At 32.6% G+C, this 25,079-nt stretch carries 30 protein-coding genes and 2 tRNA genes; 12 read left to right on the forward strand and 20 right to left on the reverse strand.

The genetic code is table 11. From position 1 onward, the window contains the following. Positions 1-7: 7 nt before the first annotated feature. From HA140_RS01595 to HA140_RS01615, 5 genes are all read left to right on the forward strand, one after another. Positions 8-1,024, forward strand: coding sequence for a photosynthesis system II assembly factor Ycf48 (locus tag HA140_RS01595; protein ID WP_209039459.1), 1,017 nt, complete (start codon positions 8-10; stop codon positions 1,022-1,024). Positions 1,025-1,160: 136 nt separating this feature from the next. Continuing rightward, positions 1,161-1,409: a cytochrome b559 subunit alpha gene (psbE, locus tag HA140_RS01600; RefSeq protein WP_002806020.1), complete on the forward strand. Its 249-nt coding sequence runs from the start codon at positions 1,161-1,163 to the stop codon at positions 1,407-1,409. A 2-nt stretch (positions 1,410-1,411) separates the two neighbouring features. Then, positions 1,412-1,558, forward strand: a complete 147-nt coding sequence (gene psbF / locus HA140_RS01605; protein WP_011375863.1) for a cytochrome b559 subunit beta — start codon at positions 1,412-1,414, stop codon at positions 1,556-1,558. An 11-nt stretch (positions 1,559-1,569) separates the two neighbouring features. Then, positions 1,570-1,689 (forward strand): photosystem II reaction center protein L, encoded by a 120-nt coding sequence (locus tag HA140_RS01610; RefSeq protein WP_002806119.1) that lies wholly within the window; start codon positions 1,570-1,572, stop codon positions 1,687-1,689. A 9-nt stretch (positions 1,690-1,698) separates the two neighbouring features. Further along, a complete protein-coding gene (locus tag HA140_RS01615; protein WP_011375864.1) occupies positions 1,699-1,896 on the forward strand; it encodes a photosystem II reaction center protein J in 198 nt (65 codons plus the stop codon). A 43-nt stretch (positions 1,897-1,939) separates the two neighbouring features. Here HA140_RS01615 and mtnP read toward each other — a convergent pair whose 3' ends face one another. Further along, on the reverse strand, positions 1,940-2,833 hold the full coding sequence (gene mtnP / locus HA140_RS01620) for an S-methyl-5'-thioadenosine phosphorylase (protein WP_209039460.1): 894 nt from the start codon (positions 2,831-2,833) through the stop codon (positions 1,940-1,942). Between the two features lie 10 nt (positions 2,834-2,843). Between mtnP and selD the strand changes: the two genes are divergently transcribed. Further along, positions 2,844-5,018, forward strand: a complete 2,175-nt coding sequence (gene selD, locus HA140_RS01625) for a selenide, water dikinase SelD (protein WP_209039461.1) — start codon at positions 2,844-2,846, stop codon at positions 5,016-5,018. Here selD and HA140_RS01630 read toward each other — a convergent pair whose 3' ends face one another. From HA140_RS01630 to HA140_RS01640, 3 genes are read right to left on the reverse strand one after another with little or no spacing between them, the layout of a single operon-like run. After that, positions 5,019-6,266: a CCA tRNA nucleotidyltransferase gene (locus HA140_RS01630; protein ID WP_209039462.1), complete on the reverse strand. Its 1,248-nt coding sequence runs from the start codon at positions 6,264-6,266 to the stop codon at positions 5,019-5,021. It lies immediately after the preceding gene. Positions 6,267-6,271: 5 nt separating this feature from the next. Beyond that, positions 6,272-8,680, reverse strand: coding sequence for a UvrD-helicase domain-containing protein (locus tag HA140_RS01635; protein ID WP_209039463.1), 2,409 nt, complete (start codon positions 8,678-8,680; stop codon positions 6,272-6,274). A gap of 22 nt (positions 8,681-8,702) precedes the next feature. After that, positions 8,703-8,909: a hypothetical protein gene (locus tag HA140_RS01640; RefSeq protein WP_075449222.1), complete on the reverse strand. Its 207-nt coding sequence runs from the start codon at positions 8,907-8,909 to the stop codon at positions 8,703-8,705. 178 nt (positions 8,910-9,087) lie between these two features. Between HA140_RS01640 and HA140_RS01645 the strand changes: the two genes are divergently transcribed. Next, complete coding sequence (locus HA140_RS01645) at positions 9,088-9,600, forward strand: R-phycoerythrin subunit beta (RefSeq protein WP_209039464.1); 513 nt, start codon at positions 9,088-9,090, stop codon at positions 9,598-9,600. Here HA140_RS01645 and HA140_RS01650 read toward each other — a convergent pair. The 3 genes from HA140_RS01650 to HA140_RS01660 form a co-directional block, all read right to left on the reverse strand. Next, positions 9,584-10,135: a phycobiliprotein lyase gene (locus tag HA140_RS01650; RefSeq protein ID WP_209039465.1), complete on the reverse strand. Its 552-nt coding sequence runs from the start codon at positions 10,133-10,135 to the stop codon at positions 9,584-9,586. The genes HA140_RS01645 and HA140_RS01650 overlap by 17 nt on opposite strands. Next, positions 10,110-10,289 carry a hypothetical protein gene (locus HA140_RS01655; RefSeq protein ID WP_209039466.1) on the reverse strand — a complete coding sequence of 60 codons (180 nt, stop codon included), beginning with the start codon at positions 10,287-10,289 and terminating at the stop codon, positions 10,110-10,112. The genes HA140_RS01650 and HA140_RS01655 overlap by 26 nt, the downstream gene beginning before the upstream one ends. Before the next feature lie 118 nt (positions 10,290-10,407). Then, positions 10,408-11,043, reverse strand: coding sequence for a TVP38/TMEM64 family protein (locus tag HA140_RS01660; RefSeq protein WP_209039467.1), 636 nt, complete (start codon positions 11,041-11,043; stop codon positions 10,408-10,410). A 147-nt stretch (positions 11,044-11,190) separates the two neighbouring features. Here HA140_RS01660 and HA140_RS01665 point away from each other — a divergent pair, with 147 nt between their 5' ends. Continuing rightward, entirely contained in the window at positions 11,191-11,610 is a 420-nt protein-coding gene (locus HA140_RS01665) for a hypothetical protein (protein ID WP_209039468.1), read from the forward strand. Positions 11,611-11,698: 88 nt separating this feature from the next. Here the strand turns inward: HA140_RS01665 and HA140_RS01670 are convergent. The 7 genes from HA140_RS01670 to psbB form a co-directional block, all read right to left on the reverse strand. Continuing rightward, positions 11,699-11,771: transfer RNA gene (locus HA140_RS01670), tRNA-Phe, on the reverse strand. 91 nt (positions 11,772-11,862) lie between these two features. After that, complete coding sequence (locus tag HA140_RS01675) at positions 11,863-13,092, reverse strand: FGGY-family carbohydrate kinase (RefSeq protein ID WP_209039469.1); 1,230 nt, start codon at positions 13,090-13,092, stop codon at positions 11,863-11,865. Positions 13,093-13,105: 13 nt separating this feature from the next. After that, the gene (gene metK / locus HA140_RS01680; protein WP_209039470.1) at positions 13,106-14,347 is read right to left on the reverse strand and encodes a methionine adenosyltransferase; all 1,242 of its coding nucleotides are present in this window, start codon (positions 14,345-14,347) and stop codon (positions 13,106-13,108) included. A 136-nt stretch (positions 14,348-14,483) separates the two neighbouring features. After that, the gene (locus HA140_RS01685) at positions 14,484-15,575 is read right to left on the reverse strand and encodes a 30S ribosomal protein S1 (protein ID WP_209039471.1); all 1,092 of its coding nucleotides are present in this window, start codon (positions 15,573-15,575) and stop codon (positions 14,484-14,486) included. Positions 15,576-15,684: 109 nt separating this feature from the next. Further along, a complete protein-coding gene (gene nrdR / locus HA140_RS01690; protein WP_209039472.1) occupies positions 15,685-16,164 on the reverse strand; it encodes a transcriptional regulator NrdR in 480 nt (159 codons plus the stop codon). Between the two features lie 100 nt (positions 16,165-16,264). Beyond that, positions 16,265-16,363 carry a photosystem II reaction center protein T gene (locus HA140_RS01695; RefSeq protein WP_011131951.1) on the reverse strand — a complete coding sequence of 33 codons (99 nt, stop codon included), beginning with the start codon at positions 16,361-16,363 and terminating at the stop codon, positions 16,265-16,267. Between the two features lie 23 nt (positions 16,364-16,386). Further along, entirely contained in the window at positions 16,387-17,910 is a 1,524-nt protein-coding gene (gene psbB / locus HA140_RS01700) for a photosystem II chlorophyll-binding protein CP47 (protein WP_209039473.1), read from the reverse strand. A gap of 222 nt (positions 17,911-18,132) precedes the next feature. On the opposite strand from psbB, the gene HA140_RS01705 reads away from it, so the two are divergent. From HA140_RS01705 to HA140_RS01720, 4 genes are all read left to right on the forward strand, one after another. After that, positions 18,133-18,495: a 2Fe-2S iron-sulfur cluster-binding protein gene (locus HA140_RS01705; protein ID WP_025890419.1), complete on the forward strand. Its 363-nt coding sequence runs from the start codon at positions 18,133-18,135 to the stop codon at positions 18,493-18,495. A gap of 104 nt (positions 18,496-18,599) precedes the next feature. Continuing rightward, entirely contained in the window at positions 18,600-18,752 is a 153-nt protein-coding gene (gene psbM, locus HA140_RS01710; RefSeq protein WP_025893997.1) for a photosystem II reaction center protein PsbM, read from the forward strand. 11 nt (positions 18,753-18,763) lie between these two features. Continuing rightward, a complete protein-coding gene (prmC, locus tag HA140_RS01715) occupies positions 18,764-19,633 on the forward strand; it encodes a peptide chain release factor N(5)-glutamine methyltransferase (protein WP_209039474.1) in 870 nt (289 codons plus the stop codon). Positions 19,634-19,652: 19 nt separating this feature from the next. Next, the gene (locus HA140_RS01720; RefSeq protein WP_209039475.1) at positions 19,653-20,234 is read left to right on the forward strand and encodes an L-threonylcarbamoyladenylate synthase; all 582 of its coding nucleotides are present in this window, start codon (positions 19,653-19,655) and stop codon (positions 20,232-20,234) included. A 178-nt stretch (positions 20,235-20,412) separates the two neighbouring features. Here HA140_RS01720 and HA140_RS01725 read toward each other — a convergent pair. The 6 genes from HA140_RS01725 to ctpZ form a co-directional block, all read right to left on the reverse strand. Then, positions 20,413-20,484: transfer RNA gene (locus HA140_RS01725), tRNA-Thr, on the reverse strand. A 65-nt stretch (positions 20,485-20,549) separates the two neighbouring features. Beyond that, a complete protein-coding gene (gene minE / locus HA140_RS01730) occupies positions 20,550-20,876 on the reverse strand; it encodes a cell division topological specificity factor MinE (RefSeq protein ID WP_002806062.1) in 327 nt (108 codons plus the stop codon). Position 20,877: 1 nt separating this feature from the next. After that, positions 20,878-21,693, reverse strand: a complete 816-nt coding sequence (gene minD, locus HA140_RS01735) for a septum site-determining protein MinD (RefSeq protein WP_209039476.1) — start codon at positions 21,691-21,693, stop codon at positions 20,878-20,880. 111 nt (positions 21,694-21,804) lie between these two features. Continuing rightward, a complete protein-coding gene (locus tag HA140_RS01740) occupies positions 21,805-22,467 on the reverse strand; it encodes a septum site-determining protein MinC (RefSeq protein WP_209039477.1) in 663 nt (220 codons plus the stop codon). Positions 22,468-22,477: 10 nt separating this feature from the next. Next, positions 22,478-23,734 carry an HD domain-containing protein gene (locus HA140_RS01745; RefSeq protein WP_209039478.1) on the reverse strand — a complete coding sequence of 419 codons (1,257 nt, stop codon included), beginning with the start codon at positions 23,732-23,734 and terminating at the stop codon, positions 22,478-22,480. Between the two features lie 36 nt (positions 23,735-23,770). Next, positions 23,771-25,060, reverse strand: coding sequence for a carboxyl-terminal processing protease CtpZ (ctpZ, locus tag HA140_RS01750; protein ID WP_209039479.1), 1,290 nt, complete (start codon positions 25,058-25,060; stop codon positions 23,771-23,773). Between the last annotated feature and the right edge of the window lie 19 nt (positions 25,061-25,079).

Genomic DNA, 25,079 nt, shown 5'->3' on the forward strand with positions numbered 1-25,079 from the left:
TATACAAATGAAAAAATTTATTACCAGTATCCCTAATCTTCTTTTATCAGTTCTTCTTTGTTTTGTATTGAGCAGTTGTTCATCTACAGGAGTAAAGTTGAGTGATAGCAGCCCTTGGAAAACTATTCAGTTTGAGGACCAAGCTAATGCGCTAGATGTTGATTTTATAGATGAAAAAAATGGATTTTTAGTAGGTTCTAATAGACTTATTATGGAATCTAATGATGGTGGAGAAACTTGGGAAAAAAGAAATTTAGATTTACCAAGTGAAGAGAACTTTCGTCTCCTAGATATTGATTTTAAAGGTGAAGAGGGATGGTTAATTGGTCAGCCCTCATTAGTTATGCACACACTTGATGCGGGAAAGAATTGGACACGTTTATCTCTAGGTAACAAATTACCTGGCCAACCATTTCTAATAACAACTGTCGATGCTGGTGTTGCAGAATTGGCTACCACTGCAGGGGCTATTTATGAAACATCAGATAGTGGTGAATCATGGAATGCAAAAGTTGTAGATGCATCTGGTTCTGGAGGTGTAAGAGATTTAAGAAGAACTAATAAAGGAGATTATGTCAGTGTAAGTAGTTTAGGTAATTTCTTTTCTACTTTGGAAAAGGATAGTAATGCATGGATAGCTCATCAAAGAGCTAGTAGCAAAAGAGTTCAAAGTATTGGTTTTAATCCAGAAGGAAGTTTATGGATGCTTTCTAGAGGAGCAGAAATTAGATTTAATGAAGATACTAATGACCTAGAAAATTGGTCAAAACCTATTATACCAATTCTTAATGGATACAATTACCTAGACATGGGATGGGATCCAAATGGTGATATATGGGCTGGCGGGGGTAATGGAACTTTAATAGTAAGCAAAGACCAAGGTAAAACTTGGAATAGAGATCCTATTGCTTCTGAATTGCCAACAAACTACATTAAAATAGTTTTTCTTGATAAGGAGGCTTTAGACAAACAAAAAGGATTTGTACTTGGCGAGCGTGGTTATATCCTTAAATGGAATAGCTAACTTTGAATAACTTGAGTTAATAGTAAAAAAAAAATTAATTTTTGAAAGATTTAGCAACTGTCTGTAACCAACCTGTTAATTTCTTCGCGAACTTATGATTTTACACTGTAAGATCATAGGGTAAACATTTGTGATTATGGCCGCAGGTTCAACGGGTGAACGCCCATTCTTTGAAATAATCACCAGTATTAGGTACTGGATTATTCATGCAGTAACATTACCAGCTATCTTTATAGCAGGCTTCTTATTTGTATATACAGGCTTAGCATACGATGCTTTCGGAACTCCTCGTCCAGATAGTTATTTCCAATCATCTGAATCTAAAGCACCTGTTGTAACACAAAGATATGAAGCTAAATCTCAACTAGATTTAAGAACAAAATAAAAATGACTAATTCTCAAGCTCCAATGCAGGCTGCAGAAGTCCGCGTTTATCCTATATTTACTGTCCGTTGGCTAGCAGTTCACGCTCTAGCTATTCCATCAGTATTCTTTTTAGGTTCAATTGCTGCTATGCAATTCGTAGCCCGATAAATTTAACTATCATGCAAGTAAACGAAAATCCTAACAAAGTTCCAGTTGAACTTAATCGTACAAGCCTTTATTTAGGCTTATTATCAGTCTTTGTATTGGGAATTTTATTTTCCAGCTACTTTTTCAATTAAATTAAAATCATGAGTAAATTAAAAGGACCTGATGGAAGAATTCCAGATAGACTTCCCGACGGTAGACCAGCAGTTGCATGGGAAAGAAGATGGACTGAAGGAACCCTTCCTCTATGGCTTGTTGCTACAGCAGGTGGAATTGCAGTTATCTTCGTTTTAGGTATATTTTTCTATGGTTCATACCAAGGGGTTGGAGCTGGAGGCTAACAAACTCTTACGTTGACCTGATGATCACTTATATCAAAAAATCCTAATAAGAATCAGTAAATATCCTTAGTTTCTCTTTTGTAGAGCTAGGGATATTTTCTTTTTGGGTTATTAATCCATCTTTTAATGAAAAATGAGATTTACTTTTTGGTCTTTCTTTTTCAATTAATTTAGCTACTTCAAATATTATTTTATTAGCCACTTCAGTATTTGATCTAAGATTATCCAAAACCATCTCTACAGAAACTTCTTGATGAGTTTGATGCCAGCAATCATAATCAGTAACCATAGATAATGAGGAGTAAGCTATTTCAGCTTCTTTAGCTAATCTTGCTTCTGTGTGGTTCGTCATTCCAATTATTGAACATCCCCAACTTCTATATAAATTAGATTCTGCTCTAGTTGAGAAAGCGGGGCCTTCCATTGCTAAATAGGTACCCCCTCTATGTAATTGTCTACCGCCAGGAATATTTTTTTCTCCGATTTCACTTAATATACGTGATAAATTTGTGCAGAAGGGATCTCCCATAGTTACGTGAGCAACAGCTCCCTCGTTAAAAAAGGTTGCGGGTCTATTTTTTGTCCGGTCTATAAATTGATCTGGGACCACTATATCAAGTGGCCTTATCTGTTCTTGTAATGAACCAACTGCTGATGGAGCAATAATCCATCTTACTCCTATCGATCTTAGTGCCCAAATATTAGCTTTGTAAGGAATTTCAGAAGGATTTAAACTATGTGTTCTGCCATGTCTAGGAATAAATGCTATCTCTAGGTTTCCAAGATTATATACTTTTATTGAATCAGAAGGTTTACCATAGGGAGTATTGATTTCTAATTCTCTTAAGTACTCCATTTGATCCATTGAATAAAATCCACTTCCACCAATCACCCCTAATCTTGATTTTTCAATTGGTAATAAATGTTCTTTATTCATAGTGATGTAAATGACTTTTAATCATCTGGTACTAATTGGAGGAGGACACTCAAATGTTTCTTTATTGAAGAAATGGTTAATGTTTCCGAAATTAATGCCAGAAATTCCTGTTTCAATTATATCTAGAGATTCTCATTTGGTTTATTCGGCGATGTTCCCATCGGTGATTTCAAAATCAATCACTCTAGAAGAGAGTTTAATTGATATAAAATCTTTAGCAAAAAATGCAAAAGTCTCCTTTATAGAAGAAGAAGTAAAGGATATTGATTTCAATTTAAAGAAAATTATCTTAAGTAATGATAGACCTTCAATTAATTATTCTAAGTTGGTACTTAATTATGGAAGTCAAACAATAATTCCAAAAGAATTTGAATCACTAGTTAAAAATCGAAATGCTTTTTCAATTAAACCTTTTTTAATGGCTTATGACTCAATACTAAAAGAGGACATTTTTGATTCATTTAATGAACTTCCATTTGTAATTGTTGGGAGTGGCCTTGCTGCAATTGAGGTATCATATGCTTTGCGAAAAAGATGGGGAGATAGACCTTTAAAACTATTATGTGATTCAAGAAAAATTAATAATAAAATTCTAAAAAGTTTATGGAATTCCAATATTGAATTAGTTGAAAAACTTAATTTTGATTATGGCAAAATTCTTTTATGCACTGGAAATACATCTCCGTTATGGGCAAAAAAAAAATTATTAGATATGGATTCTTATGGCAGAATAATTACAAATCAGAATTTACAGATAAAAAGTTTATCTGGAATCTTTGCTGTCGGTGATTGCGCAGTTGTAGGTTCAGCAAAAAGACCAGCATCGGGAGTTTTTGCAGTAAAAGTTGTAAATAAATTAGTACAAAATCTAAAAAAAGATATAGAAGGGAGATCATTAAAAAAGTGGTTTCCTCAAAAGATTGGATTGCAAATAGTAAATATATTTCCAAGCCATCATCTAAAGGCTTTTGCTATTTATCGCAATTTTGTTTTCGGCCCTTCTTTTATTTTTTGGATTTTAAAGCATAAAATTGATCTCAACTTTATTAAAAAGTTCAGATCAAAAAGGCTAATGATGAAGAGTAGTGAAAAAAATATTTCATTGAATGATTGCAGAGGATGTGCAGCTAAAATTCCTCAGTTAGTTTTGAATAAATCATTAATAAATTCTAATTTAAATTCTTTTGCCTCATCACCTGAAGATGCAGTTGAGGTATATCAAAATGGTCAAGATATTATCTTGCAAAGTGTAGATGGATTTCCTGCTTTAGTAAGTGATCCTTGGCTTAATGCAAAAATTACTACTTTGCATGCATGCTCAGATTTGTGGGCATGCGGAGCAAAACTTTCATCCGCGCAGGCTTTAATTTCATTACCAAAAGTTGAAAGGGAATTTCAGAGTTACCTCTTTTCTCAATCACTTCAAGGTATTAAATCAACAGTTGAGGATCATGGAGGTGAATTACTTGGAGGCCATACTTTCGAGGCAAGAAGTTTAGTAAATAAACCTTATTCATTTGGAATAGATATTTCTTTAACAGTTCAAGGTATTTTAAAAAATGGAACAAAACCATGGCTTAAATCTGGAATGAATATTGGAGATATTCTAATGATGTCTAGACCTCTGGGCGTTGGGATTTACTTTGCCGGTCAAATGCAAAATATTAATATTCTAGGCAGTTCTTCTGAAGTAATTAATAATTTAGTAAAGAGTCAGCAATATTTGATTGATGAAATATATCTTTTTCAAAATCAATTTAAAGAATCATTAGTCAGCGCTGCGACTGACATTACTGGATATGGATTTATTGGACATCTTAAAGAAATGGTTGAATCATCTAATTTATATAGGCAAAGCAATAATCTTGAGCCACTAAAAGTTTTATTAGATTTATTTGCATTTAAAGCTTATCCTGGAGTATTTGATTTAATAAGAAAAGATGTTAAAAGTACTTTCTTTGAATCTAATAAAGAAATTTTTGACAAAATTTATAAAGTAAATAAGCAAAAAAGAATAATTCATTTTTTAAACGAAAATTCATTAGATCAAGAGACTTTTAAAGAGAGAATATCATTACTATTAGATCCTCAAACATGTGGACCCTTGTTGATTAGTTGCAATCGTAAATATGAAAATGTTCTAAAGGATAAATGGTACAAGGTTGGAGAGGTTGTAGAAATGTAATTAATTTCTATTTAATTTGTCAATTTCCAAATATCTTAATCTTTTGATTTCCTTGCCCATCTCCTCCCCTGAGTCCCATCCTTCTTTTTTTAATGTTTCTCCATCTTTTTTTGATTTTATGAATTTGTAAATAAATAACCACTTAAACAATTTACTCCAGTATTTTCCTCCATCACAAATTAATAATTTAACTGTCTCATCATTAAGGTTTCTGTCCTCAATAAATTCTGTCCAACTTGATGGAGAAAAATGATTGAAAGTTTTTTGGTTTGTATTTAATATCTTTTTGATATTTATATAATCTTCTAATATTTTTATCTCACTATTATTTACCAAAAATCTTTGACATGCTTTTTCTAAATTTTCTGAATCTTTTAATAAGTAAAGCATATGATTTCCCTTTAACTTCTTAATCCAATTTAGTCCTCTTAAAAATCTTTTATCGACTTTAATATTTTCATTTAAGATTGAGATAATTCCCCATTTATGAATTATCGAAATTACATTAGTCAAATTATCGTGTTTGCATATTTGAGCTAGTTCCATCCTTATTCTTATGCCGAGTGCAGGAGGGTAAATCATTTGCTGATGAGTTTCTGAACTTTTCCATGGCCACTGTCTAACTGTTTCTTGAGATTGTTTGAGGGAATTATTTGAGATATTGAAATCTAACCTTGAAGCATATTTTGCACATCTAATTAATCTACTTGGATCATCTGAAATACTTTTACTGTGAAGTAGGTTCAATTTCTTGCTTTTTATATCAGAAATTCCTCCATAAGGATCATAGATTTTCCTTGTCGAGACCTCAAATGCTATTGAATTTATCGTGAAATCTCTCCTTTTAAGATCATCCTCAAAAGTACTATTAGTTACTGTGGGATTTAAGCCTGGTGCAGAATAAGTCTCTTTTCTTGCAGAAGCAATATCAATTTTAAAGTCATTAATATTTATTTCTACGGTGTTGTATAAATTAAATTCCTTGATTAAACATATATCTACATTTACAACATTTTTTTTTATAAATTTTGCCAGAGAGATAGAGGAACCTTCAATCACAAGATCTATATCTACAGGTTTAGAAAAAGATTTTTTGTGGAATTTACTAATTAATAAATCTCTTAAATAACCGCCAACAAAAGCTACTTTAATATTGTTATTAGATTCAATGTATTTAGTAATAAGGTTATATAAATTAAATGGAGTTTTGATTAATTCTGTTTGGATGTAATCAGAGATATCGTTCATTAGTTTTAACTTACATAACGAATTGGAGCTAATCTGGGATCTAAAATTTTACTTCCTTTATCACCAAATTTTACTGCTAAAGATATTTTTTCCCCACTCCCAAAAATATGTATGATTTCACCTTTCCCAAATTTTGAGTGAATTAGCTTATCTCCAACTATCCAGCTTTTCCCTTTACGAGGTCCTGAATATAATTTCCTTACTGCATTTATTGGTTTGTTAACGAATTCATTTGGATTTTTTCTATCAACTCTTGTTAAACGCTCAAGATGCCAATCTCTTCTAATTGAAGCACCACCAGTTTGTGGTAATTCGCCATCCATTAAATCTTCAGGTATTTCCGAAAGAAATATTGAAGGAATTGTTGCTTCTCGCATTCCACCCCATAATCTTCTTTCTCTGGCATGACTCAAGAAAACTCTTTCTTTAGCTCTAGTAATACCTACGTAGCATAATCTTCTTTCCTCTTCCAGAAGTGAGGGAGTATCTATTGATCTATGGCTCGGGAAGAGACCTTGTTCTAGTCCAGTGATAAAAACATTTTGAAATTCTAAACCTTTACTATTATGCAGAGTCATGAGAGTTACAGAGTTAGGGTTATTTTTCTTTGTATCATTATCAGTTGTTAAGGCTGCTGTAGAAAGAAATCCCTCTACATCTCCACTTTCTGTTTCTTCTTCATATTGAGTGGCTGCATTAATTAGTTCTTGTAAGTTATTTCTTCTATCTTCAGATTCTTCAGTCCCACTAGAGAGCAAGTCACTTAAATAACCACTTTTTTCTAATATAAGTTGTAATAGTTGAGCGGGACCTGAATTTTCTAGGTAACACAGTAGATCATTCATAATTTCAGTAAATTTATTAATTCCTTTTGATGATCGGCCTATTGTTTCTTCAAGACTTTGCTTATCATTAAGAACCTCCCATAATGGGATATTTAACCTATTAGATAGTTCACTAAGTTTTTGAATAGTAGTCTTACCAATCCCTCTTCTAGGAACATTTATGATTCGTAAAAGACTAACGTTATCTGAAGAATTAACCAGAACTTTCAAATATGCTATTGCATCTTTAATCTCTCTTCTATCATAAAAACGTAATCCTCCAAAAATTGTATAAGGAATGCGCCACCTTACAAGAGATTCTTCTAATACTCTCGACTGAGCTCTGGTTCGATATAAAATTGCAAAATTTTTCCAAATTGGGTTTTGATTATAGTTATTGAGTGATTTTATTTTATTGGTAATTGCTTCTGCCTCGGAAATTTCATCATCACAGCTGAGTAATGTTAAAAGTTCCCCTTTTTCTTTGGTAGCCTTTAAAACTTTGTCAATTCTTTCAGAATTATTTTCAATTAGTGAGTTTGCAGCATCAAGGATATTGGAAGATGACCTATAATTTTCTTCTAATTTAATTAAAGATGATTTTGTATCGTCATTGATTGAAGTTTTAAAATCTTCTTGAAAACCAATTAAAATTCTGAAGTCAGCCGCTCTGAAACTATAAATACTTTGATCAGCATCCCCAACTACAAAAATTGACCGATCTTCCCAATTGAAGAATTTTTTTGGTTCAGTATTTCCAGCCGTAATTAATTTTATAAGTTCATATTGTGTTCTATTTGTATCTTGATATTCGTCAACTAAAATATGTTTAAATCTTTTGTGCCAGTAGTCTCTGACTATATCATTTTGCCTCAACAAGAACACAGGTAAAAGTAGAAGATCATCAAAGTCTAAAGAATTATTTTTTGAGAGCGAAATCCTATATCTCTTGTAGGCTTCTGCAACTGTTTTATCAAAATTATTATCTGCTTTTTCTAAAAGATCATTAGAAGTTAAGCATTGATTTTTAGCATTACTTATTAATCTTTTAATCTTTTTGGGATCATATCTTTTTGGGTCAAGATTCATATCTTGACTGATAATTTCTTTTACTAATGTTTGAGAATCTGTTTCATCATAAATTGAAAATTGTCTTGTCCATTTTAGGCCTTCTGGATCAGTGTATTTTTCAATATCGTATCTCAGAAGTCTTGAAAATAAAGAATGGAAAGTACCGATCCAAAGGTTCTGAAGCCTCTCTTGGTGAACGTTTGTTCTTAATTGATTTTGATCAATTTCTTTGAGAGTTGTCCAAGGCTGACCAAATTGATTAAAAGCTAATTCTTGGGCTAGAAGAACCTCTAATCTTGCTTTCATTTCTTTGGCAGCTTTGTTAGTAAAAGTGACTGCGAGAATGTTATAGGGATCTATAGAGTTACCCTCAATAAGGTTTGCAATTCTGTGAGTAAGAGCCTTAGTTTTTCCGCTACCTGCACCAGCTACAACTAATAGTGGTCCGTAAACATGTTTTACTGCTTGAAGTTGTTGATTGTTTAGGGACTTAAAAAGGAAATTGTTGGTTTGAGGCACTTTTGGAAATGTTTTTCAAAAATCAGACTTTACTATGAGATTCAGATTCCGTTTCTAGATCCTCTAACGTTTTTTTTAAATTGATAAGTTCATTATTGTTATTAATTATTTCTTCAAACTTATTTTGAGGCATCTTTAATTTCATACTTCTGTCTAGAATTTCTTTTTCCAATCTCTTTTTATATGAGGAAATAAGTTTCTTTGATAATTTTAAATCCTGTTGATCCAAAACTTTATAAAAAATGTAGTTTTATATTAGCGAAAAAAAAATTTTTTTTTTGAATTATTTCAACTATCACTTTGGAATGAAGTTATTAATTAAGAAGCGTTGCGTTAAGTTTGAAATTGTATTGTTTTTACTAGCTTTGTATTATTCTTAAGATCGGTCTTTAATTTTTAATAAAGGAATGTCAGTTTCAAAGAATAATCAACTATTGTCAGCCGATAAAAAATTAAATGATTTAAGCAATATAAAAGAATTTATTAATACTGCAAACTCAAGATTAGATGCAATAACCTCAATAACCAATAATTCACATGCAATCGCAGCAGACGCTGTAACAGCAATGATTTGCGAAAATCACGATTCACTTAATTCAAAAATTTCTTTAAATACAACTAACAAGATGTCCGTTTGTTTAAGAGATGGAGAAATAATCCTAAGGATTGTTGCTTATCTTTTAATTTCTAATGACGAATCAGTTTTAGAAAAAAGTTGTTTGATGGATCTTAAAAATACTTATCTTGCTCTTGGGGTACCTTTAAGAAATGCAAGAAGGGTTTTTGAATTAATGCGAGATGCAACTATCTCTGATTTGAATTCAACAGTTAATAATATGCGTGGAAACAAAAGCTTTCTTCCTAAATTAATATCTGAAACAGAGTTTCAATTTGAAAGGATAATTAATCTTTTAAACTAGCTAAATTCCTTATCTCTGAAGTATGGGACGTCTGTATAACTGAGTTATTTTCAAGATTTCTAATGGTAGAAAATCTGGATCTTACATGAGTGGATAAAAAAGAAATTCTTTCTTCGGAAACTGTTGATTTATAAATAGTTTTAATGTGTAAATTATTTTGTTCATCAACAAAATAATTGGATGATGAAATAAAGGATTCTGTATAACCTTTATTTCTTAAAACAATTCCTGATTTTTCATCTTCGGGTAAAAAAATCAGAATAGTTTCATCTCCCTCACGGATATCATTATTGTCCCAATCACTAATAGCTTGCCAGTTTATAGAAATAGCTATGCTCTCTAGGTTTAAACTGAATTTATAATTTTTAAAAATATTAACGACTTTTTTATTTTTTTTGTTGATATGTTTTATATGTATTTTACTAGTTGAGTTTTCAAATTCCTGAAAAGCTAAAGTGTGTGTACTTCTAATAGATTTCCACTCTCCTATACTTTTATCAATGAATTGATTAATTATTTTTAGATTCTTCGTCAAGTTTATCTTCTACAGAATGATTTTCTGCTTTTTGTATCATTCTTACCATTGAATCCACCATTAATCTCTTTGCAGAAGTTACTTTTAATCCAGAAGGAGTAGTTGATATTTGTTCTCCAGGGCGATCATATGAAGTTGGTCTAAATGGAGTCATCTAATGTCTCTAAAAAAATAATCGATTTCTATTCTTGCATGAATCATTATTTATATAGTTATTGTTTGCGAAAATGTCATATCTTTCTTCTTTGATTACAGAATTATCAACTGTTGTGTTACCTAGGCATTTTATTTTTTGCCAATCCTGAAATAGTCGCTAAAGCAAACATTCCTAATAGAGCAATCCCAAGAAATAATCCTGCTCCCTGACTAACTCCAGCTCCTACTGCGACAAGTATAGAGTCACTGATTAGAAGACTTATTATTAATGCAGGAGTAAATATTTTCCAGCGAGTTCCACCAATACCAATTGCGTAGCTTAGAAAATCAAAAAGGCCAGTCATGAGAAGACCTGTCATAAGAAAGAAATTTTCTTCTAGCTGGTTTTGATTAAAACTTTCAATCTTTTTCATTGCTTTCTGGCCGACTAAATTACGTACAGGAACCCGACCATAATTTCTTGCAATAAAGAAAGCAGCTTGGCAAAAAACAATATCAGAAAAGATTATTGTCATGTAACCTTTTTGAAATCCTAGTAATGAACCAGCTAGCAGAGAATAAGCTGAACTTGGAAGAGCGGGCAAAATAATACTTACTCCTCTAAGTATGAATATTCCAAAAGGTGCCCAAATTCCCATACTTTCTATTTTGTTTCTAAGAGGTTCAATCCCATAATTTTGGATTAAGTAAATCAATACGACGAATATTGCTATAAAAAAAACTATTGAGAGAAGTTTTTGTATTTTATTCATTATCTTTCTAATTAACTTATTGGAAGTAAGTTTTGAATTTAATATTTGATTGTATCTATAATAGAAATACTAATCAATAAAAAATTTTACAAATTTTTAATCTTATATTTAGTCTAGATAAAAGATTTTTGTATTTGACAAGTATTCATGGTTGATTCTAAGAATAAAGTTAGTTCAATATTTATTAGAAATAGCATTGGTTTAGTTCTGTCAATAATCGTTCCAATTTGTATTTTTATAAAACAAGCAAATGCTTTTCCTCATGAATGGGTGGGAGTCCCTAAAAGTGAATATGGAGAACAGTTGTGGGATAGACAAAGTATTAAAAGGAATGAGGATGGTTCTGTGAGAGTATTGAGTAAATATATTCCCAAAACAAAAAGTGAAATCACTAAAGATATTCTCTATACAATGGATATAAATTGTTTTGAAAAATCATTTAGAGATGTTGATGTCTCTATAGATGAAGTGAATAGTAATTTTAATGATTTAGCTGATTGGCAAGATCCAAATGGAGATGAATTGATTTTGGGTGTTATTGGTCAAGTCTGCAGAATAGAAAACTAACAAATCTAAAATTCTAAAAACAAAATAAAAAGTAAGTTTTTACTTTTTTAGAAAATATAAAACCCCTTCATAGAAGAGGTTTTAAAGGTGCCAGGACCCAGATTTGAACTGGGGACACGGCGATTTTCAGTCGCCTGCTCTACCAACTGAGCTATCCCGGCTCTAACCTATATACTTTAAATTAAGATGTGTAGTTTGTGAAACCCTTTTAATTAAAAATTTTATATCTTCATCAAATATTTAAAAAAACTTTTATTTTGAGTTCATCGCTAACACGGCTGTACCAAATGAAGTAGTTTTTTTACATGAAACTATTGGTATATTGATAATCTTTTCTCTTATTTTTCTCCACTGAGGGTTTTTTGAACCTCCACCAATAGTAATAATTTTTTTTGGAAGTGAACCTGTTAGTTCGCCTAGCTTTTCCCATCCTTTCAATTCGATCTTAGCTAGACCCTCGAATAATGCATGTAAATAAAGTGAGTCGCTTACTGGCCTTGGACCAAGTATCGGCTGTAAATTAGAATCATTAACAGGAAATCTTTCTCCTTTACTATTAAGAGGCAAAAGATTTAAAGAAGTGTTTTTTGATGGATTTATTTGTCGACTGAGCTCTTTTATTTCTAAATCAGAGAAAAACTGAGATAATATACCACAGCCTGCGTTTGATGCTCCTCCACATATCCAATTGCCATTTACTCTATGGTTTGTAATTCCTTGTTTTTTTATAGGATTATCAATAATTTTCTTAACTACAATAGTTGTTCCTAAAACTGTGAGACCATCTTCTTTTCCTAAACCTGCAGCTATTACACTTGCATTAGAGTCAGTAGTGCCTGAGATTAATATTAATTTCTTATTAAGGTTAAATCTCTCTGCTAAATCAAAATTCACTTGTCCAATAATTTTCCCACTTTTTATTATTTGAGGCAGGCATTTTCCCCATGAAGTATTGAGATAGCTTTTTGGCCATGATTCTTTTTTTAGATCCCAACCAAGTTTTAGATTATTACCTTCTTCTCCATAAGTCCAATCTTTTAAAAACCAACCAGTGATCCAATCAGATTGATGTCGTAAAAGTATATTTGTCCCATATTTATCTATTAGCTTTAATGCTTTAGCAAGACTACTGTATGGAGTTCGCAGATGATTTTCTCCAGAAGTTAATGATTCAAGAAGGATCTTATGTTCATTACATGCTTGGTCATAAGATATTGCTTCTCCTATTGGCTCTCCTCGTAAATTCGATGCTGTTAAAGTTCCTGATGTGCCAGATATAGCCAATTTTTGAAGGTTACTTTTAACCTCAATAGGTAAACATTCTAAGAGTTTTTCACAAGAATTGATCCAAGAATTTGGATTTTTAAAGCTACATAAATAAGGAACTGAATTTGAATATATCAATTCTTTATGAAAATTTATTATAGATATTCTTGCGCCACTAGTTCCAAAATCTAATCCCCCATAAAAATTATCAGGCATAGAATAAATATTTTTATAAAAATACTTTGGAAGCCTCAGATAATTGGGCTGCTTTTACTTCTACCTTTTCCCAAGGGAGATCTAGATCTCTTCTGCCAAAATGTCCATAGGATGCAGTCTTTCTGAAAAATGTACCACCCATTTTTTTTGGTAGATTTCTTAAGTTAAATTCTTTTATTATTGCTGCAGGTCTTAAATCAAAGTGTTTTTTAATAAGCTCAGTTAAATTAGCTTGTGAAATAATACCAGTATCAAAAGTATCAACGAGAATTGAAATTGGTTTTGCTACGCCAATTGCATAACTTAATTGTACTTCTGCTTTTTTTGCTAATTTTGCCTCAACTATACTTTTAGCCACATAACGTGCAGCATAAGCGGCTGATCTATCTACTTTAGTAGGATCTTTCCCCGAGAATGCCCCTCCTCCGTGTCTTGCGTATCCTCCGTAAGTGTCTACAATAATTTTTCTACCAGTAAGCCCCGCATCTCCTTGCGGACCTCCTACTACAAATTTTCCAGTAGGGTTTACTAGAAACCTTGTTTTGTGAATATTTGGTTTGATTTCTAGATCTTCAGTAGCAGGAATTACAACATGCGTCCATAAATCTTCTTTTATTCTTTGACGAATTTCTTCTTCATTTGTTATTCCATCAATCTCAGGATTATGTTGAGTTGAAATTAAAATCGTATTAATAGAAACAGGCAACCCTTTTTTATAATCAATACTTACTTGAGTTTTACCATCAGGGAGTAGATAATTAAGGACTTCTTCATGCCTCACTTTGGCAAGTTGAATGGCTAATCTATGAGCTAAGCTAATCGGTAAGGGCATTAATTCAGGCGTCTCATCGCATGCATAGCCGAACATTATGCCTTGGTCACCAGCACCGGTATTATCTTCCAAATCATCGTTATCATCATCTGCTTCGTTAACTCCTTGTGAAATATCTGGTGATTGCTCGTCAAGTGCTACTAAAACAGCACAACTGTTTGCGTCAAAACCACCAGCTCTATAGCCTTCATATCCAATTTCTTTAATTACATTTCTTACAAGTTTGATGTAATCGACTTTTGCTTTTGAAGTTATTTCTCCAGTAAGTAAACAAAGACCCGTATTAACAACAGTTTCGCATGCAACTCTGCTTTCTGGATCTTCTGTTAATAAAGCATCTAAAACAGCGTCACTAATTTGATCACATATTTTGTCTGGATGACCCTCAGTTACGGATTCAGAAGTGAAAATGAAATCACTCATTTAAAATAATATTGAAATTAGACTTTATCCTAAATTAGACTATCGTTACAAATCAATCATTGTAAATTAAAAAATACTTGCAAGAGAAATACAAGACTTAAATTCCGATATTCGCGCACAAAATAAATAAGTGAATTTATTCTGTTTCAGCTGAATCTGTTGACATCTCTTCGTTATCGTCAGTTTGCTCAAATAACATTTGTTTGTATTTTGCAGCCATTTCTTCAGCCTTACTAAAAACTTTTTGAGGGTCAGATAGCATATCGCCTGGTTCGGGTTCAAGTGCTTTAGTAGATAATGAAATTCGTCCTCTTTCTGAATCAAGGTCAATTATCATGACTTTCATTTGGTCATTCACATTTAAAATATTATGAGGAGTTTCAATATGTTCATGACTGATTTCAGAGATGTGCAATAGACCACTAACTCCACCAATGTCAATAAAGGCTCCATAGGGTTTAATACCTTTTACAGAACCAACAACAACTTCCCCCACCTCAAGTCGGTTCATTTTTTTCTCAACTAAAGCTCTTCTATGACTTAGTACTAATCTATTTCTCTCTTCGTCAACTTCAAGAAATTTTAAAGGTAAATATTCACCCTCTAAGTCATCTTTAATTTTTCGAGCGCTTATATGAGAACCTGGGATAAAACCTCTTAAGCCTTCTACCCTAACAAGAGCTCCGCCTCGGTTTGTTGCAAAAACTTCAGAATATATAGTTGCATCTTCTTTCTGGAGTTGTCTAACCCTTTCCCATGCTCTTTGATATTCAATTCTTCTAATGGAGAGAGCTAATTGGCCATCTTCATTTTCTTCGCTCATTATGAAGAATTCTCTACTTTCTGAAGGTTGTAAGACATCATTAAGTCCTTCAACTCTATTTATTGAAACTTCCTGAACAGGCATAAAAGCAGCTGTTTTAGCCCCTATATCTATCATGGCTCCTTTGGGCTCTAGAGCAAAAACGGTACCTTTTACTAGATCGCCAGGCTTAAAGTTATAGTCATACTTACCTAAAAGTGATGCAAATTCTTCTTGAGTAAATCCTGCATTGTCAAAATCTGTATTTGTTCTGCTAGAGGAAGAATCTGCTGAAGGGATATCGCTCTTCTCGAATGATAAATCTTCCTCATTTTGGGATGCTGAATTATTATCTAACTCAGAAGAATTTTTAATTTCTTGATCCTCAGAAAGTTCTTTAATGGTTTGGGAAGAATTTTCGTTCATTTGTTGTATCGCAGACTACCTAAGGTAGTTAGAAAGGAATGCTACTAGCCTGCAAACCAATAGCAAAAAACATTTGTGATATGTATTCTACACTTTAAGATGCTTTATTTTATGAAATTGAAGCTAATTGGTTTTTAGAACTTCCTTTTAGAGATTCAAGAGTAGAAATAAAATCTTTTACCCCATTAAATTTCCTGTAAACTGAGGCGTATCTTATATATGCAACTTCGTTTTCTTTCCTAAGATTTTTAAGTATTAACTCTCCGATATGTGAAGACTTAATATCTTTATTAGAGTCTTGAACGATTTGTGATTCAATTCCATCTACGAAATTAATAATTGCTTCACTACTGAAATTAGTCTTTTCGCAAGCTCTTGATATACCGGTAAATAGTTTTTGTTTATCAAATAATTCTCTGCTACCGTCTTTTTTTATAACTGAAACTGGCATTGATTCAACTCTTTCATAAGTTGTAAATCTAAAGCTGCAATTTAAGCACTCTCTTCTTCTTCGAACACTTTTACCACTATCAGCAGATCTTGATTCCAAAACTCTGCTATCTGTATTTTGACAGGTTGGGCACTGCATGTGGTGAAATAAGCTGCTCTTCAACTCCAATACTAGAGTAATATCTTAATTATGAAAAGTAAAAAAAAACCTCTTGTTAAAGAGGTTTTTTTTTCTAAGTTCATTTTCTATCAAATTTAGGTGGATCTCTAAAGGCGACAGCAAAGAATAATGTAACAACTGCGAGAGTGAGAATAAGAACGTAAGCGAAAGCTTCCATAAGATTAAGTAATAAAGTTTAGTTTAAACCCTTCCTGGGATTCTTCTTGTGGTTTCATCACCAAGCTTCTTGAATAAACCAAATTCAACTTGGTCGCCAATCTCAGCATCAATACCAGCAAAGGAATTTCTGTAAAGAGTTCTTGAAGCGTGCCACCAGTGGCCAAACAAGAATAGCAAGCCGAAACATAAATGAGCATATGTAAACCACGCTCTTGGTGAGCTTCGGAATACACCGTCGGATTTATAAGTCTCTCTGTCAAACTTGAATGCTTCTCCAAGTTGAGCCTTTCTAGCTAATCTTTTGACTACTGCAGGATCAGTAAATGTTTGACCATTAAGATCTCCACCATAGATAGTTGCAGTGATGCCAGTCTGTTCAAATGAATACTTTGCTTCAGCTCTTCTAAATGGAATATCTGCTCTTACATTACCTTCTTTGTCTTCAAGGATGACAGGAAAGTTTTCAAAGAAATTAGGTATTCTTCTAACTTCTAACTCGTTACCTTCTTTATCTTGAAAAGCAATATGACCTTGCCACCCAGTTGGTAAACCATCACCATTAACGAGAGCTCCAACTCTGAATAGACCACCTTTTGCAGGGCTATTCCCAACATAATCGTAGAAGGCTAATTTCTCCGGAATTGATGCATATGCCTCTTCTTTAGTGGCACCATCGTCGATAGCAGCTTGAACCCTTCTATTGATTTCAGTTTTGAAGTAGCCGGAATCCCATTGGTACCTGGTAGGACCAAATAATTCGACTGGGGTTGTTGCTGAACCGTACCACATTGTTCCTGAAACAACAAAAGAAACAAATAAAACAGCAGCTAGAGCGCTAGCTAGAACTCCTTCAAGACTTCCAAGTTTTAATGCTCTATAAAGTCTTTCTCCAGGTCTATTGGTAATGTGAAAAATACCCCCAATAATCCCCATAAGTCCAGCAGCAATATGATTAGCAACAATTCCTCCAGGGTTAAAGGGGTTAAATCCTTCCACTCCCCAAGAAGGTGCTACAGGCTCCACATGGCCAGTTAAACCATAAGGATCAGAAACCCAGATCCCAACGTTTGCGCAGTGAAAAGCACCAAAACCAAAGCATGTAAGTCCAGCTAGAAGGAGGTGAATTCCAAATATTCTTGGCAAATCAAGAGCAGGTTCACCAGTTCTTGAATCTTCCCATAGATCTAAATCCCAGTATGTCCAGTGCCAAATAGAAGCCAACATCAATAGTCCACTAAAAACTATGTGTGCTGCTGCAACACCTTCAAAACTCCAGAATCCAGGATCAACTCCTGTAGCACCCGTAATATCCCATCCGTTCCAACTACTTGTGATACCAAGTCTTGCCATGAAAGGCATAACGTACATTCCCTGTCTCCACATAGGATTGAGAACAGCATCAGAAGGATCAAAAATGGCTAATTCATAAAGAGCCATAGAACCGGCCCAGCCGGCTAATAATGCAGTATGCATAAGATGCACAGCGAGTAGTCGACCTGGGTCGTTAATAACTACCGTGTGAACTCGATACCAAGGCAATCCCATCGGTTAATTTCTAGTAACTATGCTGAATAAACAGCTAAACATCACGATAGTAAGGGTTTTTTAGTCTTTGAGGGATTTTTGTAAATAAATTAATTTTCTTGCAAAATTTGGGCAAATCAATTTGCAGGACTAAGTTTTCAAGGAATTTTTAGCTAAAAATTGTTAATATTTTGGTCACAATTCTCAAAGTAAAACGCCAAAATAAGAAAAATAACTAAAAAAATGGCAACTATTAGATTTATCCGTGAGGATTTAGAAGTTCAATGCAACCCTGGTGAAAATTTAAGGGAACTTGTAATGAAAGAGAATTTACAGCTTTATGGATTAAAAGGTATTTTAGGAAATTGCGGAGGGGCAGGACAATGCAGTACTTGTTTTATTTCAGTTGAAGGTGGAAACAAAAATTCTTTGAGCCCTCTTACATCTGTTGAAGAAGAAAAACTCAAAAATAGGCCAGAAAATTGGCGACTTGCATGCCAAACTTTGATAAAATCTTCTTCAGTAATTTTAACAAAACCACAATCACCTCCCTCAAATTTGGAAGAACTAAAAAAAATTAGTGAAAATAAAAAATTACCTCGCTAAATTGTTTAAGACTGTTAATCAGTTTATAAAATTTGTTTATTTTTCCACTTTATTCCAAGTTATATGTTTATAGTCTTATTACCTGATATAGAACTACTAATTACATGGAAACAACTAATTTTGGATTCGTAGCTAGTCTTTTGTTTGTAGGAGTTCCAACAATATTCCTAATAGGTTTATTTATTTCTACTCAAGATGGCGAAAAATCAAGCTTCTACTCTGACTCTAGTAAAGGTAAGCTTGGGCCAAAACGCTAATTCTTCAATAAATGCTTAGCATTTCTGCAGAAGAATTCTTAGTTTGGGAAAAAAAGCAACTTTCTAAAGGCGGTGATCAACAATCTTTTGATTTTTTACTTGATTGTATAGGCGGTATATCTACTAGTAACCAAAACTTTATAAGTATAAATCCTGAGAGAAATCTATATTTAAAAAAAAACTTAGAGTTTTTAGAATCTATTTGGAACGAACATTTACTGAGTTCTTGCCCAATTCAATATCTTTGTGGAATAACTTTTTGGAGGGACTTAAAATTAAAAGTTACAAACAAAGTACTCATTCCTAGACCAGAAACAGAACTCATAGTCGACATTGTCTTCGATATATTTAAAAAGAAGACAGAAAAATTATTTTTTGCTGAATTAGGGACTGGATCAGGCGCTATTAGTATTGCTTTAGCATTGGCTTATCCATTTAGCGATGTAGTAGCAACTGATATAGATCAAGAGGTATTAGAAGTAGCCACTAAAAATTATATAAATTCTTCTAAACAATCAAATTTGAAATTTTATTGTGGAAATTGGTGGTCACCTCTTGAAATGTTTAAAGGAAAATTAGACATCGCAATTTCAAACCCGCCATATATTCCTCAAGATACTTATGAAAAATTACCCAAAGAAGTTAAAAATTTCGAACCTAAAGTTGCTTTATTAGGGGGCGAAGATGGTTTAAAACATATCAAGGAAATAACACAAAAAGCACCATTATTTTTAAAAGAGAAGGGGTGGCTAATCTTAGAGAATCATTTTGATCAAGGTGAAAAAGTAAAACAACTACTGATTAACAATAAATTTACATCAATAAAAATTGTGAAAGATCTTTCAGGTATTGGTAGGTTTACCATTGGAAGATATAAATAAATTGTTGATAACAATTTAAATGAATTTTGTAGACTGCAAAACCGCCTTGAAGACTCTTAAAAGTGGTTTACCTATAATTTTCCCAACTGACACATTACCTGCAATTGGATGTTTGCCAAAATTTTCAAATACTATTTATAAATTTAAAAAAAGAGATAGAGACAAACCCTTAATTCTTATGGGATCAGAACACAAACAATTAATCGATTATGTCCACGAATCAGCTAAAGAAGATTACGAAAATATAGCTTCAAAATATTGGCCTGGAGCTCTGACAATGGTTATTCCTGCTTCAGAAAAGCAGACTACAATCCTTACAAGCAATGATTTTACTCTTGGGTTGAGGATTCCAAATTCATATCTGGCTAAATCTCTAATGAGAGAAACAGGCCCATTGTTAACTTCAAGTGCAAATATTTCAGGTTTTAAAGGATCAATTACAGTTGAAGGTATTGCTCTAGACTTCCCTTCTGTAAAAATATTGGGCCCTATCCCATGGGAAAAGTCAAGTGGAAAAGCTAGTACTATTATATTTTGGAAGAAAAGTGGAGATTGGAGGCTGATTAGAGAAGGAGAAGTATTAGTTAGGGAATTGCATTAATGTTTTTATTATTATTTTTTGTTTTATTAATTCAATTTTTTACTTATTGGATATTTGAACCCCTCGCATCTTTTTTAGAGTATGTTCTCGAAATAAAAATTTTTCCTAGCATTGCTCTAATAGGTTTAATCTTTTTATTTTCAGCGAAGAATATTAAACAGAATTAATAAAATCAAAATGCCGGCTAACAGATTTGAACTGATGACCTTCGCTTTACAAAAGCGCTGCTCTACCGCTGAGCTAAGCCGGCAATCTCTTCATCTTACAATTAGAAAGGGTCAATTATTAGTATTTTTTTAGCTTTTTTTAAATTTATTACTTTTTGATATCTTTATTAGCTTTATCGGTTTTTTTGAATTTTATTTCTCCTGAAATTGTTCTTTTGATTGGTAAATTGGCAACTAATGCAGTCATTCTATCCTCAGTCTCTAAACTTACTGCAACCTCTTCAAAATCAATTTCAACATATTTAGCAACAACATCGAGTATTTCTTTCCTCATTTTATCTAAAAGATCAGTTGTTAACGAACTCATATCAACTCTGTCATGAGCAAGTACAAGTTGTAATCTTTCTCTAGCTGTATTTGCACTAGACGTTTCTCTGCCTAGTAATTTATTTATAAGATCTCTGAGAGTCATCATTTTAAAAAACCTTTGTTTGCATTAATCTCATGAATTTATCTTTAAGACTTTTGCCTTCTTTTTTTGGATCGATAATTGGTACATCTTTATTCGTAAGTCTTTGAGAAACATTCAAATAACATTTTTTTGCGGGAGATCTACCATCTGAAAGTGTCAGTGGCTCTCCTCTATTTGTACTTATTATTACCTGTTCATCTTCTAAAACAATACCTAACAAAGGCAAAGAAAGAATCCCTTGAACATCTTCGATAGATAACATTTCTTGACTTGCCATCATGTTAGGGCGGACTCTATTAATTACAAGTTGGATAGGCTCAATATCTGAAGTATTAAGAATCCCTATTACTCTATCGGCGTCGCGTACTGCAGATAATTCTGGGTTAGTAACAACAATAGCCTCTTTACAAGCTGCAAGAGCATTCTTGAAGCCATCTTCTACACCAGCAGGGCAATCTACTAAGACAAAATCAAAGTTCTCACTAAGGAGCTCACTAATCTTTTTCATATCTTCGGGCTTCATCCAATCCAACATTCTTGGATCTCCAGCAGGTAGAAGAGCAAGATTAGGTTCCTTTTTATGTCTAACCAATGCTTGGTCAAGACGACAATTCTTGTCTAGGACATCTTGAGCCGTATAAATGATGCGATTTTCTAATCCTAGAAGAAGATCTAAATTTCTTAAGCCAAAATCAGCATCTAATACAGCAGTTGTTGCCCCACTATTAGCAAGTGCTATGCCAAGGTTTGCGGTTAAAGTTGTTTTGCCAACTCCACCTTTGCCTGAGCAAATTAATATTGTTCGAGTACTCTTCCCCACGATTTTAAAGATTTTCCAAATAATAAAGCCACTTGCAGAAAGTTAAATATTTTAAAGATTAAGTAATTCTTAAATTTATCTAGTTTGAATTAATTTATTGCAAATGATTGATTAATTTTTACTTTCGATTATATGTGGTTTGATAATTATCGTTTGTTTATCTATTACCGCAATTTCTGGATAATAATTTTTAGGCTTATCCTTTGGTCCAATAGCTATTACATCTGCAATTCTTAACTGTAAAGGGTTTAGATAAAGTGATGCAATAGAGGCATTTTTATTACCACTTTTTCCTGCGAATGCGATCCCTAGCAATTTGCCCCAAACGTAAATATTTTTCTTAGCGGAAACTATCGCTCCTGGATTAACGTCTCCAATAATACATAGGTTTCCATTTGAAGATATTCTTTCACCCGATCGTACTGTTCCTTTGTGAAGAATATCGTCCTTCTTTTTTGAATTAAATAATAGTAACTTATTTTTAATCTCTTGCTCTTTAATAAAAACAGAATCTATTTTTAAATACTTTCCACTTAAAACTGTATCTCTATTATTTGAGTAAATGCATAAGGAACAAATATTAATTTTGTCAAAATGATTTTTTAATTTCGATAATTGATGAGAATTAATTGACTCGTTGACTGTGAAAATTTTTATTTCTAAAGGCCCCTTAATGGAAGAAAATTTTTTGAAAGTTTCATGGATATTATCTAAATCTAACAAAGAAAAAATTTCAGAATTTTTAGTTTTAGTGTTAATTAAAACGATTTCCATTGAATTAAATCTAGGAATTGTTTTTTATAAATGAAATTTCATTTTTAATTTCATTTTTGAAAGCGCCTGGATAAATAATAAAAGAGCTTTCCTCGGATCTCATTAAAGTTTTTATTAATCCAGAACTATTTTCTAATGCGCTTTGGTAAGTGCCGTCCCATATTTTTAGTGCATTTTTAGATTCAAAACCTTTAAAAGACCTTTCCTTAATTCCGCAAAATATTTCTGAATCATAACCATTCTTTTCACATAATTTTGTGGCATATGCAAGGATTTTTAATCTATTTATCTTACTTAAAAAACTTATGTCTGATGCTTTTAATAAATCTCTGTCAATAAACATTTTGCATAGTGTAGAAAGTGGCTCAAAAGATTCATCTTTCCATCTAATCAAATGATAATAAAAGGTTATATCATCATTTCTTATGAAATCATCAAAATCAATCTTTGAAGGTGAAAAAATCCATTTATATAGATGATTATCTAACCAAATTTTCTTTTCGTAATTATGTTTTATTGTATGAAATATTTTTTCCAGAATCCATGTTGATATTTCATTTATCCTGTGATTGTAGATTGTTCTATACATCAAGTTTCTTAGTACAAGGAAATGCTCAATAGCGATTACTCCTTTTGGTTTTATTCCGATACTCCCATCAGGTGAAAAGGTAAGAGCTGAAATTATTCTCTCTAAATCTACTAAGCCATAATTAGTACCTGTGTTGTAACTATCGCGTAAAAGATAATCGAGACGATCGCAATCTATCTCACTACTTATTAGTGTTTTTAAAGGTTTTGAAAATAGTTGTTTTGATTGAAATAATTCACCAATTTTTTTCGGTAATTCGTTGTCATACTTTTTCAGGACTGAATTTATTGGAGAATAATTCATAACCAAGTTTTCAGACCATTTTTCATGATCATGCTTGAATATTTTTTCACTAGTATGGCTTAAAGGTCCATGACCTAAATCATGTAGTAGAGCTGCTCCATAAAGAACAAATTGATTTTCACAAAATGAAGATTTACTTTCAATTAATCTCTTATAAATTTTTCTAGCTATACAAAAAACACCAATTGAGTGAGTAAATCTACTCGATTCTGCACCATGAAAAAGTAATGAAGCCGCTCCTAATTGTTTTATTCTTCTTAGTCTTTGGAAAGCAACTGTATCAATTAATTCCATAATCATTAATTCTTCAGGCTTTCCTGCATCAAATACTATTTCTTTATGAATTGGGTCATGAAAAATTCTTTTAATATTCATATTTTTAAGATTTTTTATTTTCAATCTTTAGCCATTTCAAGATTTTATTCCTTCATTATTTAGATCAATAGTCTGAACTGAAACTTCTTCTTTTTCTAGAAGAGATCCCAGAAATAATTCTGCATTCCTTACCCATTTATCATCAGTACTTCCATATTCACTTGCATCCGGGAGATCAAGTAATTTGTCAGGAGTCATACCTTGGCCTTGAATATTATTACCTTTGGGGGTTAAGTAACTAGCCACTGTTACAGCAATACCACTGTCTTCTCCCAAACTTTTTAGCGATTGAATTAAACCTTTCCCATAAGTTTGTTCTCCCATGAGAATTGATCTCTCATTATCTTGTAAAGAACCAGCAAGTATTTCACTTGCACTTGCAGTACCTTTGTTTACTAAAGTCACCATTGGTCCATCAAAAGATGTCTCTTTTTGAGAAATAATTGCATCTTTGATTCCATTTCTGTCTTTTGTCTCGACCACAGGTTTTTCACTCAATAATGAGTCTGCAACTGCTATACCTGAGCTTACTAGTCCCCCTGAATTATTTCTAAGATCCAAGATTAAGCCCTCAACCTCTTTCTCTTTTAACTCTTGAAGAGCTTCTTCAACTTTTTTTGGTACGCTCTCGCTAAATTGAGTTATTCTCAAATATCCTATTGTGTGAGAGTCGTCTCTTAATCTTTTTGTTCTTACAGGTCTCAGGTCTACTGGTCTTCTCTCTAAATCAACTTCTTTAATTTCTCCTGATTCCGAAGAAATTTCAACTAAAACTTTGGTCCCTGATTCACCTCTTAATTTAGAGGCAGTATTCGCAAGTCCTAATTCTTCTGATGAAATTCCATCCACTTTTTCTATTAAACTCCCACTTGTTATTCCAGCTTCTTCCGCTGGTGAACCGCCAAGAGTAGATACAACTTTTATTTTATTACTATCTTCATCTTCTCCTAATTGAAGCCCAACGCCATTAATCTCACTACCAAAATTACTCGATTTCAAGAGTTCATAATCTTTTGGGCGTAAAACTCTTGTAAAAGGATCATCTAGAGGTCTCAACATATCTTCAATTGCAGAATAAGCTTCTTCACTTGTTTCAATTTGTTTCTGTAATGTTTTTTGCCTAATTCTTTTCCATTGGATTTCATCAAACTTTTCTGGGTCATAAAAACCCTCATTAACTAATGTCCAGGCATCAAGTACTAATTGCTTGCTATCACTGAGAGCATCCACTTTTTCAATGAATAAAAAGTTTGTACAAAAAACACTGATCATTAATACAACAATCAATATTTTAAATGTTAAAAGTTTGTTAAAAGATGAATTCATTGGGTTAAGTGTTAACACC

This window comes from Prochlorococcus marinus CUG1417 (genome assembly GCF_017695975.1).
In the GTDB taxonomy this organism is placed as follows: Bacteria; Cyanobacteriota; Cyanobacteriia; order PCC-6307; family Cyanobiaceae; genus Prochlorococcus_A; species Prochlorococcus_A marinus_AG.